General features: G+C 50.6%; 9 protein-coding genes. 3 read left to right on the top strand and 6 right to left on the bottom strand.

The features are described 5' to 3' along the window. The first annotated feature begins 100 nt into the window (after window positions 1-100). On the top strand, window positions 101-1444 hold the full coding sequence (locus ACEW9I_RS21535) for a TldD/PmbA family protein (protein ID WP_373542375.1): 1344 nt from the start codon (window positions 101-103) through the stop codon (window positions 1442-1444). A gap of 109 nt (window positions 1445-1553) precedes the next feature. On the opposite strand, the gene ACEW9I_RS21530 is transcribed toward ACEW9I_RS21535, so the two are convergent. From ACEW9I_RS21530 to ACEW9I_RS21505, 6 genes are all read right to left on the bottom strand, one after another. Beyond that, on the bottom strand, window positions 1554-2036 hold the full coding sequence (locus ACEW9I_RS21530) for a hypothetical protein (protein ID WP_373542374.1): 483 nt from the start codon (window positions 2034-2036) through the stop codon (window positions 1554-1556). A 143-nt stretch (window positions 2037-2179) separates the two neighbouring features. Next, window positions 2180-5521: a response regulator gene (locus ACEW9I_RS21525; RefSeq protein WP_373542373.1), complete on the bottom strand. Its 3342-nt coding sequence runs from the start codon at window positions 5519-5521 to the stop codon at window positions 2180-2182. Between the two features lie 238 nt (window positions 5522-5759). Further along, window positions 5760-9941, bottom strand: a complete 4182-nt coding sequence (locus ACEW9I_RS21520) for a GAF domain-containing protein (protein ID WP_373542372.1) — start codon at window positions 9939-9941, stop codon at window positions 5760-5762. Between the two features lie 37 nt (window positions 9942-9978). Continuing rightward, a complete protein-coding gene (locus ACEW9I_RS21515; protein ID WP_373542371.1) occupies window positions 9979-10548 on the bottom strand; it encodes a CheW domain-containing protein in 570 nt (189 codons plus the stop codon). A gap of 35 nt (window positions 10549-10583) precedes the next feature. Continuing rightward, window positions 10584-10946 (bottom strand): PleD family two-component system response regulator, encoded by a 363-nt coding sequence (locus tag ACEW9I_RS21510; protein WP_373542370.1) that lies wholly within the window; start codon window positions 10944-10946, stop codon window positions 10584-10586. A gap of 32 nt (window positions 10947-10978) precedes the next feature. Then, window positions 10979-12148 (bottom strand): response regulator, encoded by a 1170-nt coding sequence (locus tag ACEW9I_RS21505; protein WP_373542369.1) that lies wholly within the window; start codon window positions 12146-12148, stop codon window positions 10979-10981. Window positions 12149-12671: 523 nt separating this feature from the next. Between ACEW9I_RS21505 and ACEW9I_RS21500 the strand changes: the two genes are divergently transcribed. After that, window positions 12672-12872: an NblA/ycf18 family protein gene (locus tag ACEW9I_RS21500; protein ID WP_373542368.1), complete on the top strand. Its 201-nt coding sequence runs from the start codon at window positions 12672-12674 to the stop codon at window positions 12870-12872. A 465-nt stretch (window positions 12873-13337) separates the two neighbouring features. Then, window positions 13338-14462, top strand: a complete 1125-nt coding sequence (locus tag ACEW9I_RS21495; protein ID WP_373542367.1) for a geranylgeranyl reductase family protein — start codon at window positions 13338-13340, stop codon at window positions 14460-14462. Window positions 14463-14713: the final 251 nt, after the last annotated feature.

Genomic DNA, 14713 nt, shown 5'->3' with positions numbered 1-14713 from the left:
AGATTCTGATTAGTAACTTATCAAACCTAGCTGGTGGGCAGTGCCCACCCTCCGAATTTAGCTCTCAACTGTCAACTATCAACTGTCAACTAATTTACCCATGCCTCTAAATATTCAAACAGTTTCCGATTCGGCTCGTCAAATCGCTACCAAATTGGGGATCTCCAAATTCGATCTATCTGGGTCTACTAGTGATGAAACCAGCGTCGAAGTAGACAAAGGAGAACTCAAGCAAATCGAAGCCGCCAATAGTGCTGGCATCACCGTCCGCGTGTGGAATAACGAGCATACCGTCGGGATTACTAGCACCACCGATTATGATGAAGTTGGCTTGGAACTCGCACTCAAAACTGCACATGAAGCGAGCTTTTTTGGCATCAAAGAACACGCGCCAGATTTTAGTCCCGAAGCGACAGCTCCGATCGCCCAAATCGAAGTAGAATCAGGTGAAGCTGTCGCAGTTCCCCAACTAATTGAGAGCTTGGTAGCGGCGGAGCAGAAATTATTGGGGGCACATGAGGCGATCGAGAGCGTCCCTTATAATGGGCTATCACAAAGCTCGATCGAGCAATTTTATATCAATAGTGCGGGAGCATTGCGGAGCGAAGCCAGAACTTACACTTCGATCTATCTCTACGCTAAAACCGAGCAAGAAGGGAAAAAGCCGCGCAGTGCCGGAGCATTTGAAAGAAGTCATACTTTTGAGAAATTAGACATCCAAAAATGTATCGATGAAGTAGCCGAAAAAACAATTTCTCATCTCGACTATAAAAAGGTCGCTACTGGGAAATATACGATCGTCTTTTCACCCAAAGCATTCTTGAGTCTGATGGGTGCTTTCTCCAATCTATTTAATGCCCAAAGTATCCTAGACAATCAAAGTTTATCAAAGCTAGAATCTCTAGGTACACAAATTGCCTCACCCTTACTGTCTGTAGCCGATGATGCGCTCCATCCCAGCAATATCGGGATTGGAGCTTTCGACGGTGAAGGCACACCAACGCGACGAGTAAATCTGATCGATAAAGGTGTTTTGTCATCATTTATTCATAGTGCTGGCACTGCCAAACGCCTGAATGTCCAACCGACAGGACATGCGAATATGGGGGCAAAAATTACGGTATCGCCCCATTTTTATCATGTATCTGGGGGTGAGAAAACCGATGAGAATTATCATCTCGATACGGCTGAGAATGTCATCCTGATCGATAGTCTCCAAGCCCTCCATTCGGGCGTCCAATCACTACAGGGTTCGTTCTCGTTGCCTTTTGATGGTTGGCTGGTAAATAAGGGTGTAAAGACCAGTATTGAAGCAGCTACGGTCGCGGGTGACTTCCGAGAATTATTAAATTCAATCGTTTATGTGGAGCCGGAGGAGGAGGTCAGAAGTGGTGGGATTTGTCCGCATATTTGGGTGGAGGGATTGTCGGTGACTGGGGAATAAGTTGGTGAGGACAGATCCCCGACTTCTTGCAGAAGCGGCTCGCGCTCCTCGGCTTTGCCGAGGGTTTAGCGAGACAAGACAGTCGGGGATCTTGCAGCAATGGTAGCATTTAAGTCGCTAAAATTAAGATTGTTGATGCGGTGTTTGAGTCAGCAATCATAGCTACGTGACTGGCGATCGCGATCGCATTGTGAGTCCGAAATTCGTTTGGAAGAGTCCGAATCCGATCGAGTGGAACATCAATCAATGTCGGAACTGTGACGATCGGAATACCGAGTAGTTGACCATTATCGCCTGTAAAGATGACGATCGCGGCAGGGTTGGCGATGGCTACTCCAGTCAAGCGATCGTGAAGATCGAGGATTTCTACCTGCTGGATGAGCGGATTATCTTCGTCAAGATGCACGTTACTAATAATCCGATCGAGTTTGTGAATGGGAATCCCAAAAGTTACTTCATCAATCTCGAAAACAATTAATTCGATTGTGAGTTTATTTTTGGGGGCGGTTTCAGACCATTGATGCGATACGATATTGGCAAACATATTATGGTGAATGGTGGATGGTGGATGGTGGGAAGTAGTTCGGTGCAAATATCGATCGAAGCGAGACAGTATAGAATCTAATTCATAACACTATTTAAAAAACGTAGACTTTAGATGGTGGGCTACTAGCTAATCTATTCACCATCCACCATCCACTAATCACAACGCTGTCAACTATCAACTGTCAACTGTCAACTATTAACTATCTTCCCAATCGCTGCCATAAAATCCTGCTCGATATAGGGCTTGATAAAATACTCAACTGCGCCGAGATGGGCGGCAAATTGACGATGTTTGGTGTTGCTGCGAGAGGTGAGCATGACGACGGGAATGTGGGAGATTTCGCGATCTTGGCGATAGATATTGAGAAATTCAAAGCCATTCATGTTGGGCATCTCGACATCACAGACTACCAATTTCAGTTCGCTAGTTTTCTGGCGAAGGATGTGGAGTGCTTCTTGCCCGTCTTTGGCTTGAATAGTCCGATAGCCAAATTTTTCGAGTGACAGACAGAGGCTTTGGCGGGTGGTAATGGAGTCATCAACGACGAGGATGGAATCGATGAGCAAAGCTCCCTCAGGGGCGCACGCCTGACTTGGAGCTGGTGTCAGGCTGGGGGTACGCACGCGGGGACGTTCGACGAGGACTTGAATCAGGGTATGCGGATCGAGGACGGGGAGGATAACGCCATCGCCCAAAATCGTGCAGCCATAGCTATAACTCGGCGGCTTAATCGCTTTACCAAATGGGACGATCGTCAGTTCTTGTTCGGTAATCAGTCGATCGATTTCCAGTGCGACGATCCGATCGCCTTGGCGGATTAATAGTAGTGGTGGGAGCCAGTCGCTGGGATTATTGGCACTACTTTTGAGGGTGTGAGAGAGGGTGCGTTCGGGGACGGGAATCGAGTAGGTAAGCAGATCGGCAAGTTTGTAAATCGGGATCGTGAGATTGCGCCACTGAAATACCTGCTGGGTGCCTTGCTGCGCTCGTTGGGCGGGGGTGGGAACGACAATTTTTTGAATACTATCAGTCGGAAAGGCGTATACAGCGTTGCCGACTTGGCAGACGAGCAGTTGGGCGATCGTCAGGGTGAGGGGGATGCGGAGGATAAAAGTCGTCCCCGTGCCGAGTTGGGAATCGATCGCGATCGTCCCATCGAGGGCTTGAATCTGAGCTTTGACAATATCCAAACCCATGCCCCGCCCAGAAAGTTTGGTGACTCGATCGGCAGTCGAAAAACCAGGTTCAAATAACAAATCGAGGAGTCGCTCTCTGGTGGCAATAGCAGCCGCGACGGGCGTCAAGAGTCCTAAAGCGATCGCTTTGGATTTAATCGTATTGAGGTCGATCCCGCGTCCATCGTCAGCGATCTCGATGACGGTTTGACTACCTTGATGGTAGGCGGTAATCGCGATCGCGCCACGGGCGGACTTACCTGCGGCTTGACGGGCGGCAGGGAGGTCGATTCCATGATCGAAAGCGTTGCGGAGTAAGTGTAGCAGCGGATCGAGGAGTTTGTCGATTGCGGCGCGATCGACGAGGACTCCAGATCCAGTGATGGTGAGATCGACTGGCTTGTTAAATTCGACGGAGAGATCGTGGAGGGTACGGGGAAACCGATTGAGGATTTCGCCGAGGGGGAGCATTCGCGCCCACATCAGATCGTCGCGGAGGTGAGCTAGGATCTGCTGTTGGCGATCGATCTGCTGGGCGGATTGGGTGGTGAATAGTGCTAGATCCTCGATTTGTTCGTCGATCTGGGCGAGTTGTTCGATGGTAGCTTGAGCGATGGTATGGAGTTCGCTATAGCGATCGAGTTCGAGCGCGTCGAAGTGTCGATCTAGATCGAGAGCGAAGGGGAACTCAGCTAGCTGGGTGGTTGGGGGCGGATACTGAGTGGAGATCGCTAAGGTGTCGGCAATCTGGCGCAGCCTGTCGCCAATGGTCTGAAAATTCTCGCATTTCGACCGTAATTGCCTCAAAGTGTCGCCAAATTGTTCGGTATAGAGAGCCAATCCATGTCGTTCGATCGCGAGTTCGCCGATGAGGTTATTCATCCGATCCAATCTGTCGATCGCCACGCGGACAGATAGTTGGGGGAGCGGAGCGGGAGCGGATTTGCGAGACTTTTTGATGCGTCTGGGGGCGATCGCTTGGGGTGGCGGGGTAAATGTCGCTGGATCGCTCGGTGCTAACTTGTCAAAATTGCTGGTGAGATCTGCTACGATCGATCCGATCTGACTCTGTTGGGGCTGGGTAGTGAGGGGGACATCGAAGATATCTGCCAAATCGAAGCTCTGACTAGTTGGCTCTGCATCTGGCAAAAATACGGTAATCGCTGGCGATCTCCAGTTGTCACTGGGCAGATCGAATAGATCGACCAGATCGTAACCGATCGCCAGATCGGCTGATAAGTCGGCAGTCGCCAGATCGAAAATATCTACCAAGTCAAAACTCAGATTAGCAACCTCGGCATCCACACTCGATCGCGGCGATTCGATTTGGCGCAGTGCGACTTCAGCTCGATCGGTACTAGCTACTGGGGCGATCGCTACTGCCAGCCAATCGAGCTGAAGCTCCGCTACAGGTGCAAATAAGTGTTCGACTTGCACGTCGAGTGGAGTGGCACTGGGATCGTACTCGCGATCGTCGAAGTCAAAAATCAGATCGAGTGCGGTATCCGCGCGATCGAATAGCTCTTCGAGATCGAATGAGTCGTGCGGCTGGGCAGTCGCCGAGCGCGGTTGCTCTGCCATCAAGAATGCAAAGCCTGGAGAGATGGCTCCACATGTCGCGCGATCGGTCGTCAGCACCGCATCCAAGGTGGCATAAAAATCTACTAGCGCAAAACAACAAATTTCGCGGGCGCGGTCGGGATGGCGATCGAGGGCGGCGATCGTGGCACAAGCGAGGTTGCCAAATCCTGGCAAATTCGTGAGTGAGGCAATCCCCGTAAATACTTCGGATTGGGCGCGAAACTCGCCGACGGCGATGTTGGTACACTCTGGATCGAGCAAGACGCGTTCGAGTCTGGCTAGACTTTGGGCAACATCTACTTCAAAGATGGATTGGGTCAAATCGACGCTGGAGAGGAAGCCGTCGGGTACTTGCTGTCCGGCGATCACAAAGTGACCGATCTCTTCGTCGAGGTTGGCAAGGACGATCTGGGTGTTGGTGTGCAATTCAGGGGCTAAGGTTTCGCCGTCAAGCTCGGCAGTGACAAGCCGATCGAGGCAATCGTAGACTTGAAAGAGGAGTTGTTCTAAGTGGCGATCGAATGGTAAGTCGGGATGATTGAGGACGCGAAAGATATCTTCGATCTGGTGGGCGAGATCGGCGATCTGCTCTAGCCCCAAGCTGGCAGCACCACCTTTGATCGAGTGAGCGGCACGGAGGAGGTTATTTACTTTGGTGACACTGCGATCGACACTCAGAGTTACTAGTTCTGTTTCGATCGTCTGCAACATCTTGGGTACTTCCAAGCTAAACAGTTGATAAACTCGATCTCGTAATTCTGGGTCGATGTACATGATTAGGTGTTAAGTGTTAGGCTTTAGGCGGGGACTAGGCTTTAGGCTTTAGGCTTTAGGTGTTAGGTGTTAGGTGTGAGATTTTAGGTGTTAGGAATTAGGGCTGAAGGATTAGGCTTTTGATGGCTGTCTTGTCTCACTACCGCACTCAGGAAAACCGACTGGAGCGAACCGCTCCGAACCCTACTCCAAACCCTAAAACCTAAAGCCTAAAGCCCAAAGCCTAAAACCTAACCCGCTACTCAATCTTAAACTGCCCTACATTCCGCTGTAGCTCCTGCGCGAGCTTGAGGAGATCTTGGAAGGAGGCTTGGACATTGTCGGCGCGGAGGGAGGTTTTGTGGGAGATGTCGGCAACGCGATCGATGCTGCTGGTGACTTGGGTAGAGCTTTCGGATTGGAGGAGGGCGGCTTGGGCGATCGCTTCGACGAGTTCGCCGATTTTGGTGCCGATGGCGGCGATCCGATCGAGGCTCAAACGCGTGTCATCGACGAGTTTGGTACCGATGGCGACTTGTTCGGTACCTGCTTCCATCGCCATGACGACTTCGGTGGTTTGGGATTGGATACTGGCGACGAGATTCTCGATTTCTCCGGTGGCGGCGGCGGATTGACGAGCCAGAGAGCGGACTTCTTCGGCGACGACTGCAAATCCGCGTCCTTCCTCACCCGCGCGCGCGGCTTCAATACTGGCGTTGAGCGCGAGGAGATTGGTTTGGGCGGCGAAGCTACTAATCAGGTTGACGACTTTGGAGATTTTTTGGGAAGATTCACCGAGTCGCTTGACTTTTTTGGCAGTTTCGGCAACTGTATTCCGAATGGTCAGAATCCCTTCGACAGCGAGATTCATCGCGGTGTCGCCAGCTTGAACGAGTTGGGCGGATTCCATCACGGCGGACTCGGCGATCAGAGCATTGCTGACGACCAGATCGATCGACCCAGACATTTCCTGAAGACGACCGAGGGCGACCCCGATATCTTCAGCTTGCTGGACGGATTCGATCGACAATTCGGCGACGGAGATCTCATTGACAGTGGTAGTAACAACTACTTGCTGCGAGACGGTGCGGACATTGCCCACCAGCCGTCGCAAACTCTCGACGGTAGAATTGTACGAATCGGCGATCGTGCCGATTTCATCTTCAGTAACATGGGCGCGAATAGTCAGATCGCCTTGACTGATCCGATCGACTTGCAACAGCAAATCCCAGGCATTTTTCTGGAGTACTTGTCTGGCAGCTTCTTGACTGGCGGCGTATGCTGACTGTTGGAAGTTGGCAAACTCCAATTGCTGGACTAGCTGCGCTTGAGTCAGCGCGACACCGATCTGAGTAGCGAGTTGAATCAGAAGATCGATGTCAGACTGCGTCCAGATGCGCTGCTGGTGACACATGGTGCCACTAAATAGTCCAAAAAATTTATTGTTGACAATAATCGGCGTGGTGACGATCGATTTGATGTGAATTTTTTGGAGATTGGCGATCAGCCCTGGGCTGAAGTCCGCTGTCTGGAGATCGTCGATCTTGATATAGCTACTCTCGGCATAACCCCGTCCCAGGACTTCAAACATATCCGTCGCTGGCACCGTGGCACCGATGATGGAATACTCGGCGGCGGCAACGGATTCAGCCAAGATTTTGCCTTCGCCTTCACCATTGGCATCTACTACCAAAATACTCGCCCGATCGAGTCCCAAGGCCAGCCGGATTTCTGGAAGCGCGAGATTGAGGATCTCGGTTTGGTCGATCGATTGGCGGAGTTTGAGCGAGATCTCGGAGACTAGCTGAGACTGACGCGCGGCAGCTTCCCGCTGTTCGATCAGTGACGCCTGATTGAGTGCTAGAGCTAGTTGCGTCGCCAACTGGTTGAATAAACTGATTTCTTCAGGTTGCCAAGCTCTGGGGGCAAGACATTGGTGCGCGATCAGTAGCCCTAGCAAGTTACTGTCGATCGTAATCGGGACGACCAAGTTTGCCCGCACTTGCAAGCTCTCCAGCATTTGGAGATAGCAGTCGGTGAAGCCAGCTTCATAAATATCGGGGATTGATGTCGTTTTACCTAGCTGGTATCCAGCATCTTTGATACAGCAATCGTCGATCTCGACATTTACAATTGACGGCTGACCAGCGGCGATCGCTTCTGCAGTGACCTTGCCTTTAAAGTCTGGATCTAGCTCAAACACGACGACGCGATCGAGATCCAAGGCGGTGCGTGCGAGTTCGACAGCCGTGTTGAGGATATCTTGCCGTTTTAAGGATTGGCGTAGTTGGAGCGTAAAGTTGGAGATGATCTGCGATTTGCGGGCATCGTTTTCGCGTTGGGCAAATAGCTGCGCCTGGGTGAGCACGAGACTGACTTGGGTGCCAATTTGGCTCAACAGCTCAGTGGTGGCTGATTCCCAAGTGCGGGGGGTGTGACACATCTGACCGACGATCGCCCCGAACGGTTTGCGATCGACTGAGATCGGTACGACAATCTGTGCCCGCACTTGCCAACTGTTGAGGATCTCCAGCCGATCGTCGCTCAATCCTGCCAGCTCGATATCTTCGATCGCCACGAGCTGACTTGGCGCGTCGCCTTTGCCTGGAGCTGGTTGTAGCCAACTCGCCTCGATCGCTCCACCCCAAATCGATCGGGCATCGGGGGCGAGAGCCTCGGCGGAGATCGTGGCAGGCTCACTGCCATTGAGCGTCACAAAGATGGCGCGATCGAGTGCAAATGCCAAGCGAATGTTCGTCAGTGCCGTAGCGATAATCTCATCGCGATCGAATGATTGCCGCAGTTGGAGGGTAATATCTGAGAGTAAATGCTGGTTGCGCTCCCGATCGGCACGGTGGGCGATCGCTTCCCGTCGCTGGAGTACCAAGCCAATTCGCTCGGCAATAGTGGTAAATTTGTCAATTTCCAATTGTGTCCACTGGCGATCTTCACTACTGACGTGTCCGACAATCAAGCCCAATAGTCGATCCTCAACCAAGATCGGTGCCACCAATCGAGCGCGGATCGGTAGATGCTCCAATAGATCGATCTCATTAGCTTGGAGTCCGCCAGCAGCATCGAGATTGTAAATACAGGAAACCTGCTCGGGCACACACCCATCGCGCTCTAGTTCATAGTGGAGATAGCGACTCATCACTGCTGCATCTGGCAGGACACAACCTGGCTCCATCGCGGTGGCGACGATCTCGCCCTCCCGTCGCTCGTTCAAACCAAATACCATCACCCGATCGAGATTGAATTCTTGGCGAATAGTTGCCAAGGCGCGATCGAGTAAGTCAGTTATCTCGGCTGGCTCATTGAGCTGGAGTGCTTGAGACAACATATTCGTCCGCTGCAATTCCACCGATTGAGTCGTCCAAGTGGCGATCTGGTCGATCGCCAAACCCAGTTGCTGTGCCGCTTGGTTGCCAAAAGCTACTTCCCAATCCTGCCAGTGACGCACTTGCGATTGATAGATCGCCACCAACCCAATTAGTTGTTTGCCAGCTAAGATCGGGATCGAGATCGTCGATCGGGCTTGCATTTGAGCAAACAATTCCTGGCGGCGCGGACTGAGTTTGAGCTGTTGCAGATCGTCGCTGACGACGCACTCACCTTGCTGGTAGCGTTCCAGTTCATCGGGTTCCTCGGCGATATATATTTGTCCCAGCGGCTGGGCAATGGGCGATCCTCCAGCTCCGACTGATTCAGTGATGACTGCCGCACTGCCGTCTGGCTGGCACCGATAGATTGTCACCCGATCGGCTTTGAGGATCTGCCGGATGCCCTGCGCGCCAGTCTGATATACTTGCAGCTTATCTACTGATTCTTGGGCGGTGAGGGCGATCCGACTAAATAGCTTATTGGCTTGAGCGGCTAACTGTTGTTGTTGCAAAGTCCGATCGAAGTTGGCAACCAATTGATTGAAGCTATGAGCCAGCTCTTCAAATTCAGCCAGATCGGTCGCTTCGATGTGGGCCGACAGATTGCCATTGGCAGCTTCAGCCAGCTTGACATTGACTGACTCGATCGAGCTGGCAATCCGGCGCGTCACCCATGCTGCCATCCCGACATTGACACAGCCAATCGATAGCAATATCAGCAAATCTCGATCTAAAATCCCCCTGGCCGCTGACTGCGTAATTTGTGCTGACTGTGGCTGACTCGGCTGGGCGAGTCTACTCCAGCCCAGCCAACCACCCATCCCGAGCGGCAGGATCGTCAACGGCAGCATCATCAATAAAATCTGTCGTTGTAAGGATGTTTGCTGCCTTCGGGGGAGCTGCACACCTGCTGGTGGGAGGACAATGATGGCATCTGCCGCTACTGGTGTGAAGTCTTCGCTCGCCGACCACAGCACTGAATCTGCGCTCGGTGCTAGCTTGGGGCTGTCTGTTGCCGAAGTAATTGGCTCCACATTGGGTTGTTCGATCGTCTTCATCAGTTTATTATTGGAGAAAAAATTAGTTTCAATTCAATCAGACATCCGCATCAAAATCAGTCCGATCGAAGATTGCTTGCCCATCCACTACCAAAAAATCCGCACCTGTGGTCGATGTCCATACGCCCCGCACCCAGGCTCGACTGGGATCGAGCGGGCGGATCTGTGCGCGATCGTACCATTCGATCTCAGCGATCTCATCTACTACCAAGCCGATCTGCCGCTCTTGGCGATCTTCCACCCTAGCGGTACTACCATCAACTTCAGTAGTACTAGCCAGAATAATTGTCGGCTGGAGACTGCGATACCGCCGCGTGGTAGTCGCCGTCCCCACCAACATCGCCAAATCCACCAGCCACAGGATCTCACCCCGCCAGTTGTAAACACCCATCACCCCAGGGGGTAGATGCGGCAGCGGTACCACGCGATCGATCTGAATATTTATCAGCTCGACAATCCGTTGCTGCTGTGGCTTGCCAGCAGTGCTACCCAGTGCAGTATCGATCTCAATTAATGCCGTCAGACTCGGGGCGATCGCAAATCTCAAAAACTGTTGTTGAGTTGCAGTTGCCGACTCAATCTGTGGTGATGTGCTTGCTAAGTTCAATATATTCACCTCTCCAGTGCGCGGTTCAACAGCGGCTAATTTACCAATTTCTGTAATACCTCGACAAAATCATGCCGATTTACTGGCTTGGTCAAATAGAGATCCGCACCCTGTTTCAACCCCCAAAATCGATCCATATCGGTATTTTTAGTCGAACACATCACGACGGGAATTTTTTGGGTATCGACTTGGGACTTGATGACCCGACAAATCTCAAACCCGCTCCGTCCTGGCAAAACGACATCCAAAAAGACAATATCTGGCTTGTTAGCACTCAAATAAGTTAGTGCCTCTTCGCCATTTATTGCCGAAATTACCCGCCAGCCCAAGGTCTCTAAATAATTAGTTAAAATCATCAAGTCGGTTTGAACATCATCAACAATCAACGCTGTAGCCATTTTAATTATTAGTTAGAAATTAGTAATTACGATTAGGTTGCTAGGACGGGATTGAGATACTTTTGAGCAATTTCTGTGACCAATTCTGACTGAACTGGTTTGGTGATAAAATCAGTTGCGCCGACCACCTTGGCTCGAACTCTGTCAATTACGCCGTCATTACCTGTGAGGATGACAATCGGTGTATCCTGAAAAGCACCAATTTTCCGCAGCCGACTACAAATTTCATAACCATTAGCATTTGGCATGACTAGATCTAGAAAAATTAACTGGGGCTTTTTGGAGATCGCTAGCGGGATTGCTTTGAGCGAATCCATCACACTGATAAACTGATACCCCTGCTCTCGAAAAATTTGCTCCAGTCTGTCGCACACAAAGGGACTATCATCGATACACATGATCAGTGGCGGCTTGGTGCCATGTGGGTACTTGCTCCGCGCGACGGGACTGGGAAAGTCAGGCAGATCTACCAAACTCAAGGTTCCCGATAGCAGATGCGATCGAAATGATTGACCGATGACGACAGGCGATTTGCGCGCCTTGGCGGCAATTTCGCGAATACTATGGTGTCCATCCAACACAAAGCGCAATGCTTGATAAGCCGCTGGTGAGACTATTTGTTGAAACTCCTTGACAGCCGCAATCTTAATCGATCTGTCGGGTAAAATATCTGTCAATCCTACCTGTTGCCATTGCTGCTGCTGTTGGATGGCGATCCCAAAGGCGCGATCGATATCGATCAGTGTCAACTGCGGGCTGAGTTGTTCGCGTGCTACTTGCTCGTAACTCACTGATGCAGCTTGGACGATATCAAACAGTACCTCGACGATGGTGGTTTGGATCTGCTTGATCAAGGCATTTCTACTAATCCGACCTTGTTTAGCCCAGTTGACTAGCAAATAATACTCCCAGCAGCTATTTAGCTCGGCGAGTGTCAGTGCTGAAATATTTGTCAGTCCATCGATCCGCGCTTGGAGATCCTCGGCAATACTCACGTCCACACCCGCTAGCGTGGAATTTCGCACCCACCGCCGGATCGGATGGCTACCACCTGTCGCATACAGGATGCGACCGAGGTAGACATAAAGGCACCACTCTTGCCCTGATGAACTTTTCAGCACAACATGTCCACTGAAGTGTTGGTGCTTGATCTCACTCAACTGAGTAGCCAAGCGATCGAGCGTTATATATTCAGCAACCATTGGATTTTTCCCTTGTCAGCAGGTATCATTCGGGATGTTTGGGCAGGCTAGTTTTGTTGATTCGTACAGCTATTGTGCCCATTGTCGTTAGCTTTTGCTCATATTTATTAAATTAAGGTTGCTGACTACTGACTACTGGTGAGCAGCATGGCGGTAGCGATGCGCGATACGTAGGCTCTGCCGTGCGCGTAGCGTCTCCATTAGGAGAATTTGTGTGTAGCGTGGTGCGGCGTTCACTCCGTCCTTAAACAATTGTCAAAGTATCTTGACAAAATTTAGGTTTTGTTCATATTGAGCATTTTCGATCGAATTAATTTGTTAAAAATTAAATCAAGCAGCTCTGGACTCCTGCAAATCGGTATTTATGTCGATCGGAGTAGCCCAAATCTGTCAATGTACAGATCTACAACTTTGTCAAATAAATGTTAAACTTCTTAATATCTAAAATAAAGTTAGATCGCGACCGCATTACCTGTCCCGCTCAGGGACTACTTTGCTCAACACCAATAGTTAGGAGTAAACCATGTCTAAATCCTCTGAATTATCTCTGGAACAACAATTTAGCATCCGTTCGTTCGAGCACCAGGTCAAGGATATGAACCACGCCCAAACACAGGAATTCTTGGTCAACCTGTACACCCAAATGATGATGCAGGAAAATAGCTACAAAAACTTGCTCAAGCACCAGTGGGGCATGGACGAACCCAGTCAGCAAGCAGCATAGGGGTCTATCAGTTGGCACAGCCTCTCTGAACGGAAATCGCCAGACCGCCAGATCGATCGTCCATTTACTGTCGCAGACTAGCGACCTCCCTCTCTGTCTAACCGATCGATAAGGTGGGGATTGGGGCGTGAACTGTTTGACATCACAATATTCATCAAATCAACCTAAGACCGCTGGCACAAGTTCAAAGTTTGCCACATTCACCACCAGCGACAAAAATATTCACCATCCACCATTCACTGTCTTGAAAAGGTGCTCTACTTGCGGAGTTTGTCCGGCCTTTGTCTCCACGGCTCGGGTGACCCGAGACGACGACCATGGAACAAACCCCAGCGGGGAAACCCCTGTTCCCGCACTTTTCGCCATTCACCATCCACCCTCTAGTATCCAGACTATAGCTAGCTGTACAATGGTCGAAATCGTGGCAGATCGAAGCCACCGCCAAAGTATCCAAATAGCTAAATTATGTTTGATTGTATAATTGTCGGTGCTGGACCTGCGGGAAGTAGTGCAGCCTATCATCTAGCCAAGCAAGGTAGATCCGTCGCGATCGTCGAAAAAGAGTCTCTACCGCGATACAAGCCCTGTGGGGGCGGAGTATCTCCGGCGATCGCTCAGTGGTTTGATTTTGATTTTAGTCCAGCGATATCCTGTCGGGTAGACACGTTGCGGTACACTCTCAATTTAGAAGATCCAGTAGATGTCAAGCTGGAAAACCAAGAGCCGATCTGGATGGTGCGCCGCGATATCTTCGATCGTTTTATCGTCCAACAAGCCCAAAAACTGGGTGCAACATTGCGAGATAACGAACAGGTGACGGGGATCGAATTCAAAGTCGATCGCTGGCAGGTAAATACCACCAATGGGAGCATCGAAGGCAAATATCTGATTGCAGCGGATGGTGCCAAAGGCAACATGGCAAAATGGTTGGGCTTCAAAGATCGCAAACGGCGTCTCGCTGGGGCACTCGAAGTAGACGCCACTAGCGACAACATTGTCAACACGATCCACTTTGAATTTGGACTAGTCAAAAACGGTTATATTTGGAACTTCCCCAAAGCTGATGGTTATTCGATCGGGATTGGCACCTTTCGCGGCGGTGAAGCCCAAGATTTCAAAAAAATCCTCAACGCATACGGTAAACAGGCGTTTGGGATCGATATCGACAACTTCCAACAATACGGACATCCCCTCTGTCTCTGGGATGGCGATCAAAAACTCCATACTCAAAACGCCCTCCTCGCTGGTGAAGCCGCTTGTGTCGTCGATCCGATGACTGCTGAAGGGATTCGCCCATCGATTTTTTCGGGCATCAAAGCGGCTGAGGCGATCCACTCCGCCCTTTGCGGCACCAGCAATGCACTAGAAAAGTATAGTGAAACTATGGCAACCGAATGGGGCGCAGATATGAAATGGGCGCAGCGTCTAGCTACGGCTTTTTACCAATTTCCCAAGGTGAGCTACAAAGCAGCCGTGAAACGTCCCTCGGCGAGTCTGACGATGGCAAGAGTGCTCGCTGGCGAACTCAGCTATTCGGATATCGCAGGCAAAGCAATCAAGAAACTCAGCGGTAGTCTATTTGGGAAATAAGGAAGTTGCTGCCACATCATATTCCAGATTGTAGGGTGTGTTAGCGGCAGCGTAACGCACCATCTTTAACGGCTCACTAAAGCCTAAAGCCTAAAACCTAACCGATGACTTATCAACCTGAGTTCGATGAGGCTAGCCTCATCATCAAATCAATTACCTGACTGTGTTTGAGCCAATCACTACCAATCCTCAAAAACTAAGTGTTTCATAAATTATTATCAATAAGCTCTGCTTGTTGATAATTAGCGGTC

Origin of the sequence: Chamaesiphon sp. (assembly GCF_041738855.1) — a bacterium.
GTDB lineage: Bacteria > Cyanobacteriota > Cyanobacteriia > Cyanobacteriales > Chamaesiphonaceae > Chamaesiphon.
This window is presented reverse-complemented; position numbering and strand designations above follow the sequence as displayed.

What these genes read in the sequence shown, in the direction of transcription:
- ACEW9I_RS21535 (WP_373542375.1), top strand. Translation starts at nt 101, where the DNA reads ATGCCTCTAAATATTCAAACAGTTTCCGATTCGGCTCGTCAAATCGCT.
- ACEW9I_RS21525 (WP_373542373.1), bottom strand. Translation starts at nt 5,521, where the DNA reads ATGTACATCGACCCAGAATTACGAGATCGAGTTTATCAACTGTTTAGC.
- ACEW9I_RS21520 (WP_373542372.1), bottom strand. Translation starts at nt 9,941, where the DNA reads ATGAAGACGATCGAACAACCCAATGTGGAGCCAATTACTTCGGCAACA.
- ACEW9I_RS21510 (WP_373542370.1), bottom strand. Translation starts at nt 10,946, where the DNA reads ATGGCTACAGCGTTGATTGTTGATGATGTTCAAACCGACTTGATGATT.
- ACEW9I_RS21505 (WP_373542369.1), bottom strand. Translation starts at nt 12,148, where the DNA reads ATGGTTGCTGAATATATAACGCTCGATCGCTTGGCTACTCAGTTGAGT.
- ACEW9I_RS21500 (WP_373542368.1), top strand. Translation starts at nt 12,672, where the DNA reads ATGTCTAAATCCTCTGAATTATCTCTGGAACAACAATTTAGCATCCGT.
- ACEW9I_RS21495 (WP_373542367.1), top strand. Translation starts at nt 13,338, where the DNA reads ATGTTTGATTGTATAATTGTCGGTGCTGGACCTGCGGGAAGTAGTGCA.